Raw genomic sequence first — 20,835 nt, 5'->3', positions numbered from 1 at the left:
TCGTCGTGTCCGGGTATGGAGCGACGCAGGAAGACGCAAAATCCTGCGGTCTACCTGGGCGAACGGGGCCGTGGGCATTCCGCGTATGTTCCGCGACGGGTGGCATGCGGCTGCATCCGGCTGCCTGCGGCGGCAGGGGAGAGGTGAGCCCTGGGCATGCAAAAGACCAGGTCAGATGCCAAATGACCTGGTCTCGGTTGCGCACCCTGCAGGATTCGAACCTGCGACCGTCGGATTAGAAGGCGGTTGCCCGGTGCGGTGATCAGGGCTCCCGGATGCCGGTTGGTGGTGTTTCGTCCGCACTCTCCCCGGATCCGATGCCGGGGTGTGGCGGGCCCTGACGGCGCGTTCCGGGGCATGCGAGCACGCCGCGAGCACGCGTGATCGGGACCGTCGGCGGTACGGCGGGGCCGCGGCGGGCGGAAAAGGGATGGATCAGGGTTTTTCCGCTCCGTAGCCTGCCGTCATGGATCGTCTGGAGCGTGCCGCCGGTGCGGTGATCGGTTCGGCGGTGGGCGACGCCCTCGGTGCCCCGTTCGAGTTCGGCCCGGCGGGGGCGTTCTCCGCGCGGTTCCCGGCGCCGGGTGCCGGGGAGATGCGCGCGGGCGGAGGCTGGGAGGCGGGGGAGGCCACCGACGACACGCAGATGGCCGTGCACGTGGCCGAGTCGCTGCTGGAGCGCGGCGGCCTGGATCTGCCGGACGTCTTCGCCCGTTTCCAGCGGTGGGCGGCCGACGATCCCAAGGACATCGGGGTGCAGACCGAGGATGTGCTGAGCCGCGGCCTGCCGTGGGATCAGGCGGCTGACGCCCACTACCGCAGCAGCCACCGGGCGGCCGGCAACGGCGCGCTGATGCGGGCCGCCAGCTCGGCGGTGTACTTCGCCCGCGACGGACGGCAGGTCACGATGGAGGCCGGTCGCCGCCTGGCCGCGCTCACCCACGGCGATCCGGCGGCGTGGGAGGGCACCGCGGTCTTCCACGAGCTGGTGCGCCTCGCCCTGGACGGCGCCGACCCGACGGCGGCGCTGCCGGAGATCCTCGCCGCCGTCCGTCCGGAGCACAGGGAGCGCTACGCCGTCGTCCTGGACCCCGCCTGGCACCCGAGCCGGGCGACCGAGTTCAACGGCGCGGTCTGGCCCTGCCTGGGGTCGGCGGTGTGGGCGGTGCGCACCACCTCCGACTTCGAGGACGCCCTGCGTGCCGCGATCGACCTGGGCGGGGACACCGACACCGTCGCCGCGGTCACCGGCGGCCTGGCGGGCGCCGTCTACGGGCTCGGCGCAATCCCGTCCCGCTGGACGGAGTCGTTGCATGTCCCGTTACCGGGCAGCGGAGGTCGGGTCCTGCGCCTGCCGGACCTGCTCGATCTCGCCCGCCGCTTGCTGGAGTGGGTTCCAGCGCAGGACGGTCCGGTCGGGTAATGTGATCAACGCCGTGTCTGAGCCGAGCGGCTCCAGGAGAGGCGAGACGACCATCTATGGGATGCCGATTCTGGAGATCGAACCTGCGGATTAAAAGTCGACGGGTTCACTGCCGTCCGGTGCCGCGACCTGTCATCTCGTACCGTTCTGTCCGCCAGCGTCTCCGCCGGTCTGCCGGATGATGCCACCGTGTGCCGGGCCGTATCGCGACAGACGAGCAACCACCGAGCAAACATGGGTCCTTGACCATGGACCGTATCGAGGTAAGGCGGCCTTCACGGTGTGGTCGCCGAAGTCGGTCACGCTGATGGCTTGCCCGTGTGGGGTTGCGTCATCGAAGAGGTGGGGCTCCGGCGGAAATGTCACACTGGAGGCATGGACAGGGCGCTCAATTACGCGAACATCCGCCCGTATGCGGTTCCCCGCGCTCTGGAGGAGCTGACCGGGCCTGCGGACGGGATCGTCATGCTGCCCGGCTGGTTGGACTGGAGCCCACGACGCTCCTACGACCTGTCTGATCCGACGGCGCTGCGGGTTATGTACGAGCAGGTGATCCAGGAAGGCCGAGAACAAGATCTCAAGGCGTACCTGAACACCGATCTGCTGGTCCGCATCTGGCCTGATCTGATCTTGCCGGTGCGGGTCCGCCGACTGTGGGAGTCACGCTTCACCTGGCTTCGTGATCAGGTCGCGTGATGGACCCTTTCCACCGACGACTGATCGAGATCGGTCTCAGCGTCGCCGATCAGTACGGCTTCGCACTGGCCGGTGGTTACGCCGTGCAGGCGTACGGGATCGTGGAGCGGCCGAGCGAGGACGTCGATCTATTCGGTGCGCTGGATATGGACTGTCCGGCGGCGGCGGACCAGGTGGCAGAGGCGTACCGAACAGCCGGGTACCAGGCTGAGATCTTGCAGAGCACTGAACGGTATGTCCGGATGTGGATCTCTGAGCGTGGCACAGGTCATGGCTGCAAGGTCGAGGTCGTCGCGGACGTGCGCTTTCAGCCGCCGGTGCGGATGGAGATGGGCCCGGTCCTCCATCCGGATGACGTCGCGGCCGGGAAGACCGAGGCGTTGTTCAACCGCGCGCTCGCTCGTGACTTCATCGATGTGGACGCGCTCGTGGAGTCGGGCCGGTACACGCGCGATCAGCTTCTGGACCTGGCCGCTCGCCGGGATGCCGGGTTCGATCGAGAGGTGTTCGCGGAGATGCTGGCGTACGTGCGCCGCCGTACCGATGAGGAGTTCGCCGTGTACGGCGTCGACGCGGCCGCGGCTGAGGCGCTCAGGGAGCGTTTCGGCGTGTGGGAGAAGAAGTTGAGGCAGGGCGAGTGATCCCTCCGCCGGTTGTACCGCTTCGCAAGTTCCCGCAAAGGCTGAAGGACGGATCGAACGCCGGAAGACACTCGACGAGCTGATCAACGGGTGTCGCCGGGCTACGCAGCCCTTTCGGAGAGTTCCCGGCTCTGTGCCTGCCGATAATGTCATCCGGCGAGGTCATGGCCTTGCGGGGGATCGACTGGCGCGTGACCCCCCGCCGCTCGGAGTACGCCATGATGATCGTCTGTGCTGCTTCGTCTGGCCTATCTCGCCGTCACGAACACCTTCGCCGCGCTGCGGTTGCTGCCGATGAGCGATCGGGACAAGGACGTCGAGATCCTTGCCCTGCGCCATCATATCACTGTTCTCGAACGGCAGCTTGGTGTCGGCACCAGGGTGAGATTCGCTCCTGAGGACCGTGCCTTTCTCGCCGCACTGCTGACGTCGCTGCCCCGCGAGATTTTATGTCGGCTGCGGCTTCTCGTCCGCCCGGACACCGTCCTGCGCTGGCACCGCGATCTGATGAGACGGCGTCATGCCCGCACCTGTCGGCCGAAACGGCTGGGGCGCCCGACCACGGTCCGCTCCATCCGAGCGCTCATCATCCGTCTGGTCCGGGAGAACCCGTCCTGGGGATACCGGCGCCTCCACGGCGAGCTGGCCATGCTCGGCATCACGGTCGCACCCTCCACTGTGTGGGAGATCCTCAAACAGGAAGGCATAGATCCGTCCCCTGAACGAGCGTCTGTCACCTGGGCCGACTTTCTGCGCTCCCAAGCCGACGCCATCCTGGCCTGCGACTTCATCGAGACCGTCACCCTCACGGGGCAACGCCAGTACATCCTGGCCGTCATCGAACACGCCAGCAGGCGCGTCCGCGTGCTGGGCGCCACCGCCCATCCCACCGCGGTCTGGGTCGTCCAGGCGATGAAGAACCTCGTGATGGACCTGGAAGAGGCCGGCTGTCAGGTTCGCTACCTGATCCGGGACCGGGACGGGAAGTTCCCCGCCCTCATGGACGAGATCCTGGCCGAGGCCGGCATTCGGACCGTGCTCACCGGTGTCCGCGTGCCACGTATGAACGCGGTCATGGAGCGGTGGGTGCAGTCATGCCGCCGCGAGCTGCTCGACCGCTGCCTGCTGTGGAACGAGCGCCATCTGAGGCACGCTCTACGTGAGTACGAGCGGTTCTACAACCGGCACCGTGCCCATCAGGCCCTGGATCAAGCAGCCCCGCTACACGCCGTTCCGGGCCCGATCACGGATCCGACGCGAATCGCCGAGCTGAGCGTCCGTAGACGGGACCGGCTCGGCGGAGTCCTCCATGAGTACTCACATGCCGCTTGACCTGCGCGGATAGAATTTTCGGCAGGCGCAGTGTCCCGGCAATGGCTGGGCCGGCTGGGCAAGACCGACAGCGGGATCGTCACCGTCTCCACGCTGTGGGCCGACGAGCGGCTGTACCTGCCGTTGCACGCCCAGCCGTACACGGCCGCCTGCCGTCTGCCGCGCGGCACGAACGACCCGGCGTTCGCCACCAAACCGAAGATCGCCGCCCGGCTGGTCGCCCGAGCGATCGAGGCCCGGATCCCCTTCACCGCCGTGGTGGCCGACTGCGCCTACGGCGACAATGACGACTACCGGACCGAACTGCGGCAGCTCGGACTGGCCTACGTGCTGGCACTCAAGCGGCGCAAGGGCTCCTGGGCTCCTGCCGGAGCCGCCCACACTCCGATCGACGCCGCCTGCTGCCTGGCCTGGGATGGCCCGGACGCGCCCGGAGACTGGACGCGCGTGGAGCGCCACTTCCGCGACGGGCACACCGAGACGTGGTGGGCGGCCGAGGCCCGGCTCGGAGCATGGGGCCCCGACGAGCGCTACCGGATGGTCGTCGCCACCACCGACCCGGCGAGACTGCCCGATGCGAGCACCTGGTACCTGACCACCAACCTGCCGCGCCCCGGCGGCCCGGCCGCCGCGGCCTGTCCGCACGCCCCGGCCGATCTGGCGCAGATCGTCCGCCTGTACGCGCTGCGCTCCTGGATCGAGCAGGGCTACAAGCAGGTCAAGGACGAGCTCGGCTGGGCCGACTTCCAGGTCCGCTCCTCCCGGGCGATCCGCCGCCATCAGACGCTGGTGATGGCCGCGTTCTGCTTTTGCTGGCATACCTGGCTCGCGGGAAGCGGCCCATCCGCCGGCTCAGGAGGTCCAGGCGGTGAACGTTCACCCGCGCCAGAAGAGGATCGTCGCCTCGACGGGCCGTCCGCCGAGGGCGGGGGGAAAATCGGTGCCCGGCAGGAGCCATCGTCCTTCATGGCCGCGGGCGCTGCGTTACGTCCGCGGCTGGCTCACCCCTTGGATACGGCTCCAGCGCTATTGGCGTGCCTGGTCCAACGCGCCCCCGCCCCCTGAACTCCAACGCCTGCTCGCCGCAGTCGGATCCGGTCGCGTTCTCAACTTCTACGTCCCGGTCTAACAGACCACCGGTACTGACGAAGAAATCCGGGCGTCATGAGACGCCAAGGACGCTCGACTTCGCTGTTTCCCCAGGTGACAGCCTGGAGGTATGAGGTACTCCGACAGAAGCGGAGGACTGTCCGACCCCGAGCGCGAGCGACGCCAAGCGCTGCGGCTGCGGGCAGCGGACATGTTCTCCGGAGGAATCCAACCCCCGCGGGTGGCGCACCTGCTGGGCGTGACCCGCAAATCCGCCTGCGAGTGGCATCGGGCCTGGAAGAAAGGCGGCAAGGCCGCCCTGCGCTCCAAAGGCACCGCCGGCACCGGCTGCAAGCTCACCGACGCGCAGACCGACCGCCTGGAGACGCTCCTGGCCGAGGGCGCGGCCGCGCACGGCTGGGACGACCAGCGCTGGACCAGCGCACGCGTCGCCGTACTGATCGCCGAGACGTTCCACATCTCCTACACCCCGCGCGGGGCGGCCTACCTGCTCCAGCGGCTGGGCTGGTCGTTCCAGGTCCCGGCGCACCGGGCCGCCCGGCGCGACGAGGACCGGATCGCCACCTGGATCAAGCGGACCTGGTCCGCGATAAAAGCACCCGGGCGGCCTGGGACTCCTGGCGCTGCTTCGCCGACGAATCCGGCCAGAGCCTGAGACCGCCCAAGGGCAGAACCTGGGTACCCGCGGGCCGCACCCCGGTCCTGCCGGTCGCCCACAGCGGAGCGGGGCGCACCTCGATCGCCGGGCTGATCTGCGTCAAACCCGGCCGGCGGACCCGCCTGATCTACCGCACGCTCACCTACCACCGCCGCAAGAACGAGCCCAAGGGCTTCGGAGAGGGCGCCTTCCAAGCCCTGCTGAGCACCGCGCACGCCCAGCTCGGCGGGCCGATCTCGCTGGTGTGGGACAACCTGCCCGAGCACGTCAGCGCCGAGATGCGCACCTGGATCGCGGCCCAGGCCGATTGGCTGCTGGTCTACCGGCTCCCGCCGTACGCGCCCGATCTCAACCCGGCCGAGGGCATCTGGTCCAACCTGCGCACCAAGGTCCTCAACTTCACCGTTCACGGCATCGACCAGCTCACCGTGTTGATCAAGAGTCGGCTCAAATCCATGCAGTACCGGCCTGACCTGCTTAACGGGTTCGTCGCCGAGACCGGACTCGCGATCTCCGATCAGGCGTAACCTCCGGCTTTATTCCTCAATACGAGGAAGGGCTCGCCCATGGTCGCATCAGCCTCCACGCCTACCTCACCATGGGGCGCTCCAGAATCAGCTCTCAAGCCCTCGCTTAAGACATCTTCTCAAGGAGTTCATCTGCCACAGTGGGCCATTCGTCACCAAGGGCGAGTCGGGCGTGGAGGATCGTCGGCTCCCCGTACGGCTCCAACGAAGCAGGGGCGATAAGGGAGAAGAGTGCTTCCATTGCCTGAGCCCTCCTCCAGAGCGGATGCCCGGCATCGACAGCTTCATCCATTGCATCTTCATCTTCATCGAAGAGTTCCTCGAATTCCTCCATGAGATTTCCGCTTAGTCTGGCCATGCACTTTTGGAGCTGTGTTGATGACTCTCCGCCAGAGAGGTGCGATATGGTCTTCATGACGCAGTCTTCAGAGGTGAATTCGAATCGCACTGCTATCAGATTGGCCAACCACGCCAATGCGATTTTCTTCTTCTCGTCGGCCAGAGGCCTGAACTTCTCTATAACGGTCGCGTACTGTGCATATTCCGGTTTGAGAGGCATTGTCAAGCCGATCTTTTGACTAGTTCTAGTGAAGGAAGGCTAAGGTTGCGATCCTGTCCCTGTCCGAGGGAGGATCGCAACCCGCCTTGAAGTTCATCTATTTTGATCTGAGTGCACTACTTGAGTCTGACCCAAAATGTATCGCCATCCAGGATTCGGTCGCTATTGTACCAAATATTCAGAATGTCCCTCCCGAATCCCTGATTGGTTTCTTCGCCGATGATCAGGACGGAGAAGTTGTCGGTGAATTTGTTGGTTCGAGGATCCCTGTCTGCGGAACCTTCTCGTGTTGACTGGAAGGGAAACTCATCGCAGTTTCCCTTTTCTCCATTATGGGTGACTGCGTAGCCGTCGGCGTAATTCTTCCCCCACACTCGCTTGCATGTCCTCTGTGAGCGCTTGTGATTACTTTCCCTCTTTGTTTTACTCGTTATTCGCGTAATGGTCGAATCTATGGAGAATCCGGGTATTGACTTTCTTTCTTTCCTGGGGATTGTGTGTTCCATTTGATTTTTAGCGTACCAGAGGTGGAACGCCTGATGGCCGTAATCTTCGACGATTGTTACGTGGGGCTTTGCCCAGACGAAGATACATCCTCCCTTGGGATTGAGATTGATATACTTTGCCGTATCGCAGCGGATCTGCTGTATGGAGTCTGAAGTCGTCAACTTGCCCTCTGTCCATGGCGACTCAAACCAGAACGTTGCCTGACAATAATTCCGTTGCTCGTTTCCATCGATAGGGTCAGAGGACGGTGAATTGTAGTGTCCATGCGGGCCGGCTTCGCCTCTGCCGTCCACCCACTGCCGAAGCGTTCTGGTGATCTTATCTGCCCCTGACGTTTTAACGGCGTTGCACTTCCCATCCTCCAGCGGATCATTGGTGAGGCCGAGGGCGATGGTGACCGGCTGACTCCAGAAACGCGCAGTCAGATTACGTTCGCCCCACGGCTCCCACTCATCCACGTACATCTGGAATAGGAGATCACGGGAGTTCTGGTTTGTCTCCCCTAGGACGGTGTAGCGCCAATTTACTCCACCCACCGGAGTGGCCCTATTGGGAAGATTGTATTGATTGATGAAGAATGTTGAATGATAGCAGGAGCTGAATCGGTTCTTGAGTGCTCCTGTGTCTTGAACACCAAAACTGGACCTCGGCTCTTCTTGGCACTCTGCCCAGAACCACCTGAAGTTGTTTGATGAACTGGAAGTGGTGATGCTTTGCGCGGCTGTAGCAGTAGCGGTGCTGCTGGAGACTTCTAAGGGTTGCCAGGACGACCAAGTGCCCGTGGAACTATCGTTCCTGGCTCGAGCCCGCCAGTGAACCGTTGAACCATCCTTGACTTTTCCTGCAGGAACCCGAATAGCGACTGCGGATCCCGAGGCGACACCCTTGGCGATGCCGGACCAAATTGGTTTCTTGTCCTGCGAAACAGCCTTCGGATCATGAGTGACCTCGACTTCCACAGTGGATTTCCGCTTCAGCGGGTCAGAGACCTTGACCATCAGTTCCGGCGTTGTGGTCGGTACGACCGCTGTTCCGTCCTTGGCCCCTAGCGAGCGTGTCCACACCTTGTCGACGGACGGCTTGGTGTTGCGTGCCTCCGCCATCGGGGATTCCGGTCCAGCCTGCTTCTCTGACGTGGAGCTGCTGAACGCGCTGGTGCAGGCGCCCAGGTCCCGCCAGCCCCAGCCGTTGCCGGTGCCGGGCTCCTGCCGCAACTGGAAACGGTCGAGCGGGATGGACTCCCAGGCATGACCGCGGTGCTTGACCTGAGTGCCGACCGGATAGCTGCCACCGCTCGTCCAGGCCGAAGCGGTACGGCAAGCGGACGGCTCCGTCGGGATCTGCTGCTCGATGGAGAACGACCATCCGTAGGAGTCGTCCATGACGTTGCCGGCAGCGTCCTTGGCGCCGCTGACCTCGGCCCAATAGAAGAAGTCCAAGGGCTGGCTGGGGGTGAACGTCAGCACCGTGTTGCCGGCGTCCATCGTTGTGCTGCCCGGGACCTCCGTCTCCTCGAAGATGTCGGTCAGGGAAAGACGGGCGTCGGTCACCGGTTCGCTGAAGGTCACCTTCACCTGGGCATCGGCCGGGGCATCCTCGGTGCCGTCGACCGGCTCCACCTTGAGGATCGTCGGCGGCGCCGTATCCGGCCCGGTGGTGGGCGTTGCGGTCGGCGTCGAACCAGGAGTGTCGGTGTAGGTCACCTTCAGCACCGGCGGGTGCCCGTCCGATCCCTGATCCTCGGAAGCGCGGTAACCACGGTCGTACTGAGGAGACGAAGCGGACTCATCAACGCCGCGCAGCATCAGGCCGTAGTTACCCTGCCCGGCTGCCCAGGCCTGCGCCACCTCAGTCATCGGCCAGGTCCAGGTGACGTACCCGCTGCATTCACCGGGCCCTCGGGAGACCGCTTCCCCGCTGTCGGTGGCCGCGGGCTGGTTGCTCCACGCCAGGGTGGCGGGGTTCCAGTCGGTGGTGATGCGCTGTGCTTTGATGCCGGAGGTGCTGTCGCCGCAGCCGTAGGACTCGGAGTTCCACACTTCCAGTTCAGCACTGGTGATCTTCTTGCCTGCCAGGGCCGAGGTGTCGAACTTCAGGTAGGTGCGCTCGGCAATCCCGCTGTACACGCCGGCCCACAGCGTTGAGTCGTCGAAGGACGACGTTACTCCTTCTCTGCTGATCCAGCCGTCGAGCTGCACCGGAAGCGAAACCGTACGCTGCTCACCAGTCGATGGTGACGGTGAAGGAGAAGTCCCTATAGCGCTTGTTTTAAAAGACCAGGTATAGGCGTCCATGACATTGCCAACCTCGTCTACGCCGGCGCTCACCGTAGCAGTGTATTGGGTTTCTGCCTCCAAAGAACTCGCTGGAACAAAGGTCAAGACATTCTGATCAGGGTCCATCGTCTGAGTTCCAGATATCGATGAGCCAGAAGAACTCTTAACCTCGATATTCGCTTTAATGACAGGCTTATTGAAATGCGCCTTCACCTCGGTATCGCGAGAGGCGTCATTGGTGTTCTGGGTTGGAAATGTTTCCGTGACAACAGGTGGCGCTGTGCTCGGCGATGGCGCCGGAGTGGGGGTATCGGAAATTGTGAAGGTCCACGAGAAGTCGGCCATCACATTGCCGCTAAGATCCTTCGCTCCAGAGATTTGGGCTGTATATGTAGTGGATAGCTTTAGCTTACTGTTCGGGGTGAACATGACGAAGGGATCGTCGTCCGGCTCTGGAGTATCTAGTTCTCCTTCGACTACAGCACCATCGCTATCGCGTAATGTTACCACTCCCCCAGTTATTTGTTCATTGAAATCGACCGTCAACCATGCCTCAGGTGCGACAGCGGTGGCTCCAGCAGGCGGTGCAATCGCTACTACAGACGGTGGCTGGGTGTCACCAGGAAGTGTGGGGGCTGGATCATCGTTTTCTGTTGTTTCTCCTGGTGGTCCATCTGGATTTGTAGCAGCGGCGATATCTTCAGGCGTTGCCCATTCAGGCGGAGTAATATCATTCGAATTTACCCCATACGTTACATCGGATGCGCGAGCTATCTCCTCGGCTTCCTCACGCGTAAGGCCGGGGATGACGGGAGGAGATGAGGTAGAGGTTATTGCGCCTTTCCGCGCCATAGCCTCATCATAGGAAAGATACCTGTCCGATGGGTCGCCATTGCTGGGGAATGCGACAAATACAGGTTCTGGAGCAGGCACATACTGGACGAAGAGTACGGGGCCGCGGGGGTAGTCGCCGTTGCCCCAGTACCCGTACTCCGAGGAGCGGTACCAGCGCCAGTTGGTGAGGTCGCTCTCGGCGACGGCACTGAGGCGCACACCGTAGTCGTTGGCGCCGTCCATCCAGCCCTGCACCATCTCCTCGATGGAGTAGTACAGCTCGCCTTCGCCGCGGGCGCAGTCGATGTCGTAGGCGCCCTTGCTGGCCGCGAAGGCCTGACCGGTGACCGCCGGCTGGTTGTTCCAGGTCATCGTGCTGGCGTTCCAGTCGGTGATGACCGGACGAGCGATGATCCCGGAGTTGATCTCGGAGTCGCAGGTGTTGGACTGGTAATTCCACAAGCGCAGGTCGGCGTTCTCGACCGTGCCGCCCATCAGCGGGGTGTCGTCGACGTTGAAGCGGATGTAGGACCGCCAGGTCACGCTGCCGCTGTTGGACTTGCCCGCGATGAGGCGGTCCAGGGTCATGTTGCCGGAGCTGGAGGGGTAGCTGTGGCTGACGAAGGTGTCGTCGGCGATGCCGGTGCCGGTCCAGGTGTCGGAGGCCGCCGCCATGGTGACCGGGTAGGTGACCGCGGGGTCGGCGAGGAATCCGGTGTCCGGAGAGATCACTAGTTCCTGGCCGGTGGCCGTCTGCTTGGCGGTCATGGCCGCGGTACCGAGCCGGCCCTTTTCAGGATCGGCGACCGCCGCCGCATCCATCATCTGCGCGGTGGTGATGTCGACCAGTTCCTTGCCGCCCTTGTCGGCGAGCAGGGACAGGTCTCCGGAGGCGTCCTTACCGTAGCGCACGCCCTTGGGCAGATCCACGGGAACGCGGATCTTCAGCTTGCCGGCGGGCCGCTCGCGGATCACGACATCCTGGCGGAAGCCGGTCGGGGTGACGGTGACGACCAGGTCGATGCCCTTGCCATAGGCCGACGGGTAGGTGGCGGTGTTGTCGACCAGGCGTGGCTTGGGCAGCTTGCCGGTGGCGGCGACCTCGGCCGTGCCCTTCTCGTTCTTGATCTTCACCACGGTGCTGTCGCCGCCCGTGGACAGGGTCAGGTCGCCCTTGATGGCCTTGGGCTTGATGACGCCGTCCTGCTCGACCAGGCGGGTGTCGATCGGCTGCCAGGCCCCGTCCTTCTCCACTCGGATCGGGGTGGAGTGCACCTCTGCGTAGAGGGTCTTGCCGTCGGGGTTGGCGTAGGTGGTCGAGGTATCCGTCCGGTAGGACTCGATCTCGATGCGCTTGTTCTGCTTCTTGGCCTCGGCCTTGAGGGAGGCTAGCGGGTCGGCGGCAGGGGCCGGTGCCGTAGATGCAGAGGGTGTGGGGGCAGGGTCGGCGGCGGCGGGTACCGCTGCTAGGAGAGAGGTTGATAGCCCGAGGGCGGCTATCAGAGAGGTGCGGCGACTACGTGTGAGTGCGCCGGGCCTCGGAGGATGTGTGTTCACTCCGGCCTCTCGTGATTTTCCTTACAAACCGGATGATCCTCACATAAAGACTGCATAAAAGTAAAGATGATCTTAAAGTGTGGATGGGAATGACCGGATGTGGCCACCCGAAGGCCGTGTAGCCGAGAAGCGTCAATACAGCGAGCGTTTTTCATCCTGGGTAGCGACCCTCTTCGATGAGCTGCAGGACGAGGATGGCCTGGACGACCGCGGTGGCGCGGCGCGGGCAGCAGCGGAGCCGGACCAGCGCCTTCCATGCCTTTAGCGTCGCGGCGGCGCGTTCCCCGATCGCCCGGATATGGGCGTGGGAGCGGTTGACGGCCTTCTGATGGCGTGACAGCGCGGCCGGTGCCGGTGGCGCTTGAACGGCGTGCGGATCGTGCCGCCCGCGCCCTGGTACCCCCGATCGGCGAAGACCGGGACATCGGCGCCGGTGAGCGCGTCGATCAGGCCGGTCCGCCGGGCCGCGGTCAGATCGTGCACCGCGCCGGGCAGCGCGGGAGAGACCCACACCAGGCGGCTGGTCGGATCGGCGGGAACGGGACGTTGACCCCGTGTCAGTGATGTTTTCCGGAGGAGTACGGCCTGTCGTCGGCTAGCGGGTCGATTGGGAGAAGCGTGCCGTCAAGGACGGCGTAGGCCAGGTGGGAGGCCTTGCGTGCGGCGGTGTGCACATCGTCGGCCAGAGCGGCGACCAGGTCGACCGCCTCGCGCACGTAGCGCCAGGCGGTGGTGGTGCCGATGGCGAACCCGCCGGCCAGGCGAGCGTAGGTGTCGCCGTTGCGCAGATGCGCCAGGACGAGGAGGGCCTGCTGCCCGGGGCCGAGGCGGCGCCATCAGGAGCGTCGTTGCGCGCGATGGGCGCGGATCAAGTCGGCCAGGCGGACGAGGGTGCGGTCAGACAGCGGAATCGCGGCACGGTGTGACAGCGATGAGGCTCCCGGTTGGGGCATCGGATTTTGGTCGACTGCTGTCTTACCGGGAGCCTCGTCTTATCTGCTACCGCCTTCTGCAGGTCCGCTGTGACCTGGGCCATCAGGATGAAAAAGCCTCCTGCTTGCCGCGCTGACGGGCAGAGCGCCAGCCCTTGCCGCCAAGAACTCGCGGAGGATCCGGAACGTCCAGGAGGCACCTATCTGGGTGTAGGGCGGCGTCATGGCCACTGAGGTCAACGCTGTGAGCCCGTTTCGATCATGACGTGTGCACAGCCCGTGCACGCGAGCACGCCACGAGCGCGCAGGGGCCGGAACTTCGTTCCAGAAGAGGCCTGTCCTTCGAGTTTCCGCAGGTCAGGCCATGATCAAAAGCGCGCCCTGCAGGATTCGAACCTGCGACCGTCGGATTAGAAGGCGGTTGCCCGACGCGGCGATCAGGGTTTCTGCATGTCGGTTGGTGGTGTTTCGTCCGCACTCCTTCCGGATCCGGTGACGGGTCGTGGCGGGGCCTGACGGCGCGTTCCGGGACATGCGAGCACGCCGCGAGCACGCGATCCCGGGTTCCGCGGGGGCTCGGGGAGCTCAGGAAGCGGAGGCCGGGCGCCAGGGCAGGGCCACCGGTTCGGCGGGGAGGTCGTCGGCGAGCAGTCGGGGTAGGAGGGCGCCGATGCCGACGGGGAAGACGAGCTCGGAGGTGGTCTGCAGTTCGTGGACGGTCCACCAGCGGTGCGCGGCGATAGCCTCGCGTTCATGGGCCTCCTGGCCGGAAGGGTTCACGGTCAGATCGTCGACGCGGGTGAAGAAGAACGAGTCGACGGCGTTCAGAGTGAGATCGCCGAAGCGGGCAGGACCGGAGGAGACGGCCACCACCGGACCGAGCCGCTGCGGAGCCAGGACGTGGCCGGTCTCCTCGAACAGTTCCCGCGCCGCGGCCTGGGGGAGGCTCTCTCCGTCGTCGACACCGCCGCCGGGAGTGACCCAGAAGTGGGAGTCGGGCAGGTCGTCTGAGGCGCGGAAGCGGAACAGCAGGAGCCGGTTATCGCGGTCGACCAGCAGGATCCGGGCGCTGGCCCGTACGGTGGGGGCGGTCATTCCGCTGATCCTAGGCGGTGCCGAGAGGAAGGGAAGAAGGGAAGGCATCGGTGCGCGGGGTCATGCCACGGGTGAAGGCGATGCGGAGCCGATGACGCCGAGAGCGTCGGGTCTCCCGGCGGACAGGCGTGGTCGTCAGGGATCGCGACCGCCCCGTCACGATGACAGCACTGGCCGGCACAGCGGGAGCGCACTTCGCCCGGCGGGTCGCCGGGATCGAGGCGGACCGGTAATGGCGAGGGCCGGCCCGCTGGGATTCGCCCGTTCGCCCTTCGCCGAACGAGCGGGAGTGGTAGACGAGAAGGCATGGTGGATCTCGGCAGGCTCGAATTGGTGCCGTTGCGGTCGATCTGGCCGAACGAGGCCAAGGACTTCACCCCCTGGCTCGCCGACAACCTCGACGTCCTCGGTCAGGCCGTCGGGCTCGCGCTCGAGTTACGGCATCGAGAGTACGCCGTGGGCCGGTATGCGCTGGACCTGCTGCTCGAGGACGCCCAGGGGCGCGTCGTCCTGGTCGAGAACCAGCTCGAGCAGACCGACCACGGGCACCTGGGACAGGTCCTCACGTACTGCGCGGGCACCCAGGCCGAGGTCGTGATCTGGGTCGCTCAGAGCATGACCGAAGAGCACGCCGCGGCGCTGGAGTGGCTCAACGCCAACACCGTGTCCGGGGTCGAGTTCTTCGGCATGGAGGTCGAGGTGCTCCGGATCGGCGACTCCGCTCCCGCCCCGAACTTCAAGGTCGTGGTCAAGCCCAACACCTACACCAAGGGCAGCCACGGCAGCCGCGCCCGGGTCACCACGTGGACGTGGGAGGCGTACGCCGAGGAACTGCGTGTTCCGCCTGCCCGGGTTGAGGTCGGACGGCTCCTTCTGGAGGCTGTCATGAAGGAGATCGAGGAGCGCGGGCTTGCCTGGCAGCCGGTCATGAACAAGGGGTACGTCGCCATCCAGCGCTCCGGCGGCTACAACGTGCTGGTGATCGACGTGTACTGGAACCGGGCACCGCGCCTGGCCGCGAAACTGCCCGCCGCTCCGGACGAACTCGGACTTCCCAACCTCTACCCCAACTTGCAGCAGACGTGGAGTGCCGCCGAGCGCGACTGGGGTTGGACGATTCCACCGGGAACCGAACTGCCCGACCTCGACCTGCTCTTCGACCTCGTGCTGCCCTTCCAGCCCGCCAGTGGCCCGATGCCGACCCCTTCACAGATCCTCCCCTCCGATGCGGAGCTTGAGGAGGCTTCCAGCTTTCCTGAAAAGGAGGATTCGACGGCTGCTCAATGAGCTAAGTGAGCCGAGAGGAAAGGGCTGGGGTTCGCGTGCCAGGTGACCAGGAGGCCTTCGCGGGCGCGAGTGGCGGCGACGAATAGCAGGGAGCGTTCACGCTGAAGGTCCTGGGCGTGGGCATGGGCGTCGATCTCCGCAGAGACGACCGCGGAGGGATAGGGGACGTAGTGCTCGTTGACGCCGATGACCGCCATGCAGCGGAACTCGAGTCCCTTCATCCGGTGCATCGTGCCGACCGCGACCTCGCTGTCGTTCACCGCGTGTTTCGCCAATGACACGGCGGGGATGCCGACGGCCTTCAGCACCTTGATGGCCTCGTCCGCCACCATCGAGGTACGCGCGGCGACTCCGATCTGACCTGCTTCGACGCCCTTGTCGAGCCACTGCCGGATGGCCGAGGCCAGGTGGGCGAGTTCCGCGTTGCGGGTGGGGAAGCCTCGCACGGTCGGGGGAGTGCCGTGAACCGCCGAGCGGCAGCCCGCGAGCCGGTCGAGGCCCTCGTCCATGTCGTCGATCGACTCACCGTGCAGCAGGCCGATGCTCCAGGCGAGGATCTCCGCGGTGGTCCGGTAGTTCAGCTTGAGGCGTTCGGCGCGGCCGGCGATGTCGATGCCGACCTGCCGGAGCGAGACGCGGTGGTCGTAGATCCTCTGGTGGGTGTCGCCCGCGATGAACAGGTCGTCCTGGCCGACGGGTACGGCGGCCCGCAGGAGCCGCCACTGCCATGGAGCCAGGTCCTGCGCCTCGTCCACGACGATGTGCTGGTAGGGCTTGTTCCCGTCATGGAGCAACCGGGCGGCCTCCACGCAGATCGTCTCGTAGGTCCAGACACCGTCCGCGGCGAGTCCGTCCACAAAGGCGATGACCGCGTCCCAGACCTGTTCGCGCTGGACCGAGCCGAGTCTCACACCCCGGCCGGTACGGCGGGTGCGCTGGTAGTCCAGGAGTGAGGTGATGTCCTGCGCGAGGATCACGCGCCGCCACTCCTGTGCGAGGAAGGCGTCGGTGAAGGGCAGTCCGAAACGCTTGGTGATCTCCAGCCAGCGGCTCTTCTCGTCGCTCTCCTTCAGCACCGGGAGGCGGCCGTGCTCGCGCGAGGTGATCTGATAGGCGAGCTGGTCGATGTGCCGGATGTCGATCCGCCGGAGCAGGTCTTCGTCGTCGATCAGGATGCGGAGCCCGTCCTCGAGGGAGGACGCCAGAGTCTTGGTGAAGGTGGTCAGCAGGATCGACTGGTCCGTCGCCGTTCGCTCGGCCAGGTGCCGGGCCCGATGGAGTGCGACGACGGTCTTCCCGGTCCCGGGACCGCCCATCACGCGGGCCGGGCCGCTGTAGGAGGCATGGGCGGCGCGTTCCTGGGTAGGGTGGAGATAGATCCGCCACAGCGCGAACGGGTAGGTGAACGCCTCCATCAGCTCGTCCGGTCCGGTGACGAGCACCGCACGCTGCGGAGAACGTGCGATGGCCGTCGCCACGTCGCCCGGATCGATCGACGCCGGGGGAGGCGGCATCTCCTCCCACACCTGCTCGGGTGTGTATCCGGCGGCGAGGGCGAGCAGCACGTCGTACTGCGCCTCCGGCAGCATGCCTCGAGCCGACTCCAGTTGGTCCACACGCGTGAGGGTGCGGGCGAACCCCCGCACCTGCTCGTCGACGCCGAGCCGTTCCAGATCGACATCGGACACATCCGCCAGCAGCGGCGCGGTGCCGGGGTGGTCCGGGACCTCGGCCGGATGCTCCTCGATGGCGACCATGTCGCGGATCTCGACCACGCCAATGGCCGCGTTGACGGTGACCTTCCGGCGCGCGGCCCACTGGTAGGCATCATCGTGCGGAAGCACCTTGAGCAGCATGTACGTGTCACCCGAGTCGGGCGCAAGCACGACACCGCGCCAGAACTGGTCGATCCGGATGGTCCGCATGCGGCTGTCGTGGGCGTTGTTCACCTTCTCCAGGTGCAGGCCGGTGTGGGTGGCTTGCTCGAACTTGCCGAAGACGTCGTAGACCTTGTCCTGGACGGACTTCTCCAGCTTGCCGAACTCGAAGAAGAAGCCCTTGTCGATGAAGAGCTGTGCCATGTCGCGTCCTTCCTCAAGCGGCCCGCTGGGAGCCCGCCATATCGGTCACGATATGCCGTATATGTGACAAAATCACATCAGATGGGCGAGTCAGATCGAGGGCGTGGCAGACGATCTCGACGCCCGTGTGACGCACGACGTGCCGAGCGGCGTCGGCGTTCCCCTTCGCGTAGACGAGGTGGCCGCGCGGTAGCCGGAGGGCCGTGCAGTACGCCAGCATCTGGTACAGATCGGCGTCCGGGTACCCGGCCTGCTTCTCCCGCTTGTACTTGGCGTCGACCACCGCCGCGGGCTCTCCTCTCCGCATCCACACCAGATCCGGTTTCATCCGTACGGCGAGCGCCTCGTCGAGATGGCACGGGTACTGAGGATGGGCTGCCCCGCCGTACCGTGAGGTGAGCTCCTCGGAGACGGCCACCGTTACGAAGTCCTCGAAGATCTTCGGCAGGTCGAACAGAAAACCGTTGGCCGGAACCGAGCCGGGGGAGTGCTCGGGAGAGGTAGCCTGCAGGACGACTTCGGAGAGCCGCAGGGCGGTGTGGTAGCGCTGGTTGAGCCGGTTCGGCCGCCAGGCGGGCAGAACAGCGCCGCGCACGGGCGTCGTCACGTCGGCCAGCCGGGCTCGGAGCGCGGTGAGACGCCGCCGGGACTCGGCGTCGAGCCGTGGGACGGTCAGCATCCGGGAGACGGCCGCCAGCAGGATCTGGTTCTCCGGGATGTCCACGGTGAAGTCGTCGTGCCGGATCTCCATCGGGATAACCCGGCCGTGGTGCCGCCGGATCTGATCGGTCTCACGGAGACGACCGCGCAGCACGTACGAGGACTCCTCGTACGTGCGGTACCCCTGCAGGAGTCCCTGCCGGAGCGCGTTCTCCGCCTGCCGCCAGAGCGCCTGCGCGACGGCAGGCACCAGGTCCTTCTGCGGATCCAGCCCGACGGTCTCCTCCCGCCACCCCTTGGGGCTCTTCGCGTATCCGACGAGGAACAGAAGCCGGTCGATCGCCAGCTTCGGCGTCACCCACACCTCGACGTCGCCGATCCGCGCCACCCCGACGCCGCCACGCGGGCTGATGTCCCACACGGCCGCGTCGTACGGCGAGGGCACCGCGGTGACGATTCCCGAGGCGGCCAGCAGGCGGCCCTGCTCGGGGGCGAGCACGCACTGCGTCTGCCCGGTCTCCGCCACCTCGACGCGGATCACTGCGCCTCTTCCGCCCCGTGCCGTGTGGCTATCGCCTGCCGGAGCGTCTTCAACCGGTAGCGGTCGAGCACGGCGGGCGGGCTGCCGTAGTGGTACTCGGCGAGCAGCGGCAGGATCGAGGTCTCCCAGACGGTCTGCAGACCGTCCTGCCTGCGATAGATCACCGGCTTCATCAGGTAGGACGGGCCGATCGCCAGATCGTGGTCCTCGATACGGGAGTTCAGCTCGTCCAGCACCTCGGGAGCGTCCAGGTTGTGCACGGCGAGCTCGTCCTTCTCCCGCCGGTCGGTCAGCCAGCGGCCGAGCAGGCCCTTGACCGGAGACCGCGCCGGATGGAGCTCCACGAACCGGAACCGGCGCCGCATCGCGGCGTCCACCAGGGCGATCGACCGGTCGGTGGTGTTCATGGTGCCGATGACGAAGACGTTCGGCGGGAGCATGAAGTCGGACTCGGCCGAGTACAGCAGGCTGATGGTGTCGTCGCGGTACTCCAGCAGGAAGTACAGCTCACCGAAGACCTTGGCCAGGTTCGCCCGGTTGATCTCGTCGATGATGAGGATGTACGGGTCGGACGGGTGCAGCCGGGCCGCCTCGACGAGCTGCCGGAACGGCCCGGGCCGTAGCTCGAACGCGAGCTGACCGTCGGCCCGCTGCACCGGCCGGAACCCCTCGAAGAAGTCCTCGTAGGTGTACGACGGGTGGAACTGCACCAGCTTGACCGCGCCGGGTTCGGCCAGCTCTCCGGCGAGCTTGCGCGCGACGTAGGTCTTCCCGGTCCCCGGCGGGCCGTACAGGATGAGCTGCCGGTCTTCCCACAGGAGATCGGCGAGGCGCTGGAGCTGCTCCCGATCGGTGAAGAGCTCATCGGCGAGGCCCTGGCTCACCTCGGGGAACGACAGCTCCTTGGGCGGCTTCACGGGACCGCCGCCTCCGGGGATGTCCAGGGCGGAGAGTAGTTCCTCGACGGCAGCCAGGTTCTCGGTCAGCTCGACCACGTCGGATTGGCTCTGCAGCTTCGCCGGCAGCGGCTGGGGCAGGTGCACGAACGGGACCGGGCCGGTCGGGTTGAGCCACTCCACCTGGCGGCGGAGATTGGAACGCTGGTCGTGCGACTGGATGAACTCCGCCTCGCCGGTGATCCGGCCGACGTACGTTTTGCCCTGGCTGGTGGTCAGAACGTAGTCACCGGGCCGCATCCGGTTGCAGAATGCGTCGAACTCGGCGAGTTTCACCTCCCGTGCGGCGTACGATTTGTGCTGGTAGTCGTCCTCGACGATGGCCCTCAGCTCGTCACGGGACACGGGAGGTGAGACGGGGCGCAGGCTCGCGCCGGCCAGCGACACCGACCTCTTGTGCAGCCAGACCGGGACGAGATCCCGGCCGTCAACCGATGACCCCCGAACCAGCCAGGCCCGGCGGGCGGCCGGTTCGGCGCCCATGTCGGAGAGCATCTGCCGGAAGTCGTCGGCGGTGACGCGCTGAGCCTGGCTCGCTCGGCCGAACTCATCGAACTCCAGCCCTTCGTGTTCCAGGACCTCGCGCGGGTCGTCGGTACGGTTCTCGTCTGCCCACCGGAAGTCGGGGGACACTCGGCCGTCGGTCCGCAGCACCCGGTGGCCACTCGGCAGCGGGTTCTCGGCCATGAAACGGCCCACGGACTGGGGAGGCATTCCCGACAGCTCGGCGAGGTCGCGGTAGGACGTCCAGGACTCCGGCTCCAGCAGGGCCAGCGCGTCGAGCACGACACTCCAGCGGGGATCCGTATAACGGCTCTGCTGGCCACTCAGGCGCTTCAGGCGGTACTGCCGCCCGAGCTCTCGGTGTAGTTCGTCACCGGCGTGGGACTTCAGCGCCTGGAGCCCCGCTTCGGTGATCAGCCATCCGTCCTGCCGAGTCACCCAGCCGACCACCGCTGCCTCGCTGATCTTCCATCCCAGATGGGTCTGCCAGCGAGGTCGTCCCCGGCGGTCAGGCCGTTCGTCCTCCGGTGCGAACTCGAACCGCCGGTGCACCTCGTCCATCACCTCGCGGCGCGGCAATGCCCGCCCTGCCTCGGCGAGCACCTCCATGGCGCAGCGGAAGAGCGGTGCGATCCTCACGGCATCGGCCACGAAGGACT

Annotated in this window: 14 protein-coding genes and 1 pseudogene; 8 read left to right on the top strand and 7 right to left on the bottom strand. The window is 65.7% G+C overall.

What is annotated here, in order from left to right:
* Positions 1-466 precede the first annotated feature (466 nt).
* From HS048_RS30005 to HS048_RS29975, 7 genes are all read left to right on the top strand, one after another.
* Positions 467-1,423: an ADP-ribosylglycohydrolase family protein gene (locus tag HS048_RS30005; RefSeq protein ID WP_196469364.1), complete on the top strand. Its 957-nt coding sequence runs from the start codon at positions 467-469 to the stop codon at positions 1,421-1,423.
* Positions 1,424-1,798: 375 nt separating this feature from the next.
* Entirely contained in the window at positions 1,799-2,119 is a 321-nt protein-coding gene (locus HS048_RS30000) for a hypothetical protein (protein ID WP_196469363.1), read from the top strand.
* Positions 2,119-2,760 carry a nucleotidyl transferase AbiEii/AbiGii toxin family protein gene (locus HS048_RS29995; RefSeq protein WP_068903703.1) on the top strand — a complete coding sequence of 214 codons (642 nt, stop codon included), beginning with the start codon at positions 2,119-2,121 and terminating at the stop codon, positions 2,758-2,760. The genes HS048_RS30000 and HS048_RS29995 overlap by 1 nt, the downstream gene beginning before the upstream one ends.
* Positions 2,761-2,991: 231 nt before the next feature.
* Positions 2,992-4,092: an integrase core domain-containing protein gene (locus HS048_RS29990; RefSeq protein WP_196469362.1), complete on the top strand. Its 1,101-nt coding sequence runs from the start codon at positions 2,992-2,994 to the stop codon at positions 4,090-4,092.
* 30 nt (positions 4,093-4,122) lie between these two features.
* Entirely contained in the window at positions 4,123-5,157 is a 1,035-nt protein-coding gene (locus HS048_RS29985; protein WP_196469361.1) for a transposase, read from the top strand.
* A gap of 154 nt (positions 5,158-5,311) precedes the next feature.
* Positions 5,312-5,857, top strand: coding sequence for a winged helix-turn-helix domain-containing protein (locus HS048_RS29980; protein WP_196469360.1), 546 nt, complete (start codon positions 5,312-5,314; stop codon positions 5,855-5,857).
* A complete protein-coding gene (locus tag HS048_RS29975) occupies positions 5,767-6,387 on the top strand; it encodes a transposase (protein ID WP_196469565.1) in 621 nt (206 codons plus the stop codon). Before HS048_RS29980 ends, HS048_RS29975 begins: the two co-directional genes overlap by 91 nt.
* Before the next feature lie 106 nt (positions 6,388-6,493).
* On the opposite strand, the gene HS048_RS29970 is transcribed toward HS048_RS29975, so the two are convergent.
* The 4 genes and pseudogenes from HS048_RS29970 to HS048_RS29955 all read right to left on the bottom strand — a co-directional run bounded on the left by HS048_RS29970 (position 6,494) and on the right by HS048_RS29955 (position 14,147).
* A complete protein-coding gene (locus HS048_RS29970) occupies positions 6,494-6,946 on the bottom strand; it encodes a hypothetical protein (RefSeq protein WP_196469359.1) in 453 nt (150 codons plus the stop codon).
* Between the two features lie 116 nt (positions 6,947-7,062).
* Positions 7,063-12,120: a DNRLRE domain-containing protein gene (locus tag HS048_RS29965; RefSeq protein ID WP_196469358.1), complete on the bottom strand. Its 5,058-nt coding sequence runs from the start codon at positions 12,118-12,120 to the stop codon at positions 7,063-7,065.
* Between the two features lie 151 nt (positions 12,121-12,271).
* A pseudogene (locus tag HS048_RS29960) lies at positions 12,272-13,073 on the bottom strand (transposase family protein).
* 564 nt (positions 13,074-13,637) lie between these two features.
* Complete coding sequence (locus HS048_RS29955) at positions 13,638-14,147, bottom strand: NUDIX hydrolase (protein WP_196469357.1); 510 nt, start codon at positions 14,145-14,147, stop codon at positions 13,638-13,640.
* A gap of 306 nt (positions 14,148-14,453) precedes the next feature.
* Here HS048_RS29955 and HS048_RS29950 point away from each other — a divergent pair, with 306 nt between their 5' ends.
* Positions 14,454-15,434 (top strand): hypothetical protein, encoded by a 981-nt coding sequence (locus HS048_RS29950; RefSeq protein WP_196469356.1) that lies wholly within the window; start codon positions 14,454-14,456, stop codon positions 15,432-15,434.
* Here the strand turns inward: HS048_RS29950 and HS048_RS29945 are convergent.
* From HS048_RS29945 to HS048_RS29935, 3 genes are read right to left on the bottom strand one after another with little or no spacing between them, the layout of a single operon-like run.
* Positions 15,428-17,515 (bottom strand): UvrD-helicase domain-containing protein, encoded by a 2,088-nt coding sequence (locus tag HS048_RS29945; RefSeq protein WP_196469355.1) that lies wholly within the window; start codon positions 17,513-17,515, stop codon positions 15,428-15,430. The genes HS048_RS29950 and HS048_RS29945 overlap by 7 nt on opposite strands.
* Before the next feature lie 13 nt (positions 17,516-17,528).
* Entirely contained in the window at positions 17,529-18,716 is a 1,188-nt protein-coding gene (locus HS048_RS29940) for an McrC family protein (RefSeq protein ID WP_196469354.1), read from the bottom strand.
* Positions 18,713-20,827 carry an AAA family ATPase gene (locus tag HS048_RS29935; protein ID WP_196469353.1) on the bottom strand — a complete coding sequence of 705 codons (2,115 nt, stop codon included), beginning with the start codon at positions 20,825-20,827 and terminating at the stop codon, positions 18,713-18,715. The genes HS048_RS29940 and HS048_RS29935 overlap by 4 nt, the downstream gene beginning before the upstream one ends.
* Between the last annotated feature and the right edge of the window lie 8 nt (positions 20,828-20,835).

The sequence above is a fragment of the Planomonospora sp. ID91781 genome (genome assembly GCF_015711595.1).
In the GTDB taxonomy this organism is placed as follows: domain Bacteria; phylum Actinomycetota; class Actinomycetes; order Streptosporangiales; family Streptosporangiaceae; genus Planomonospora; species Planomonospora parontospora.
Note: the sequence above shows the minus strand (reverse complement) of the source record. Positions and strands in the feature narration are given on the sequence as shown.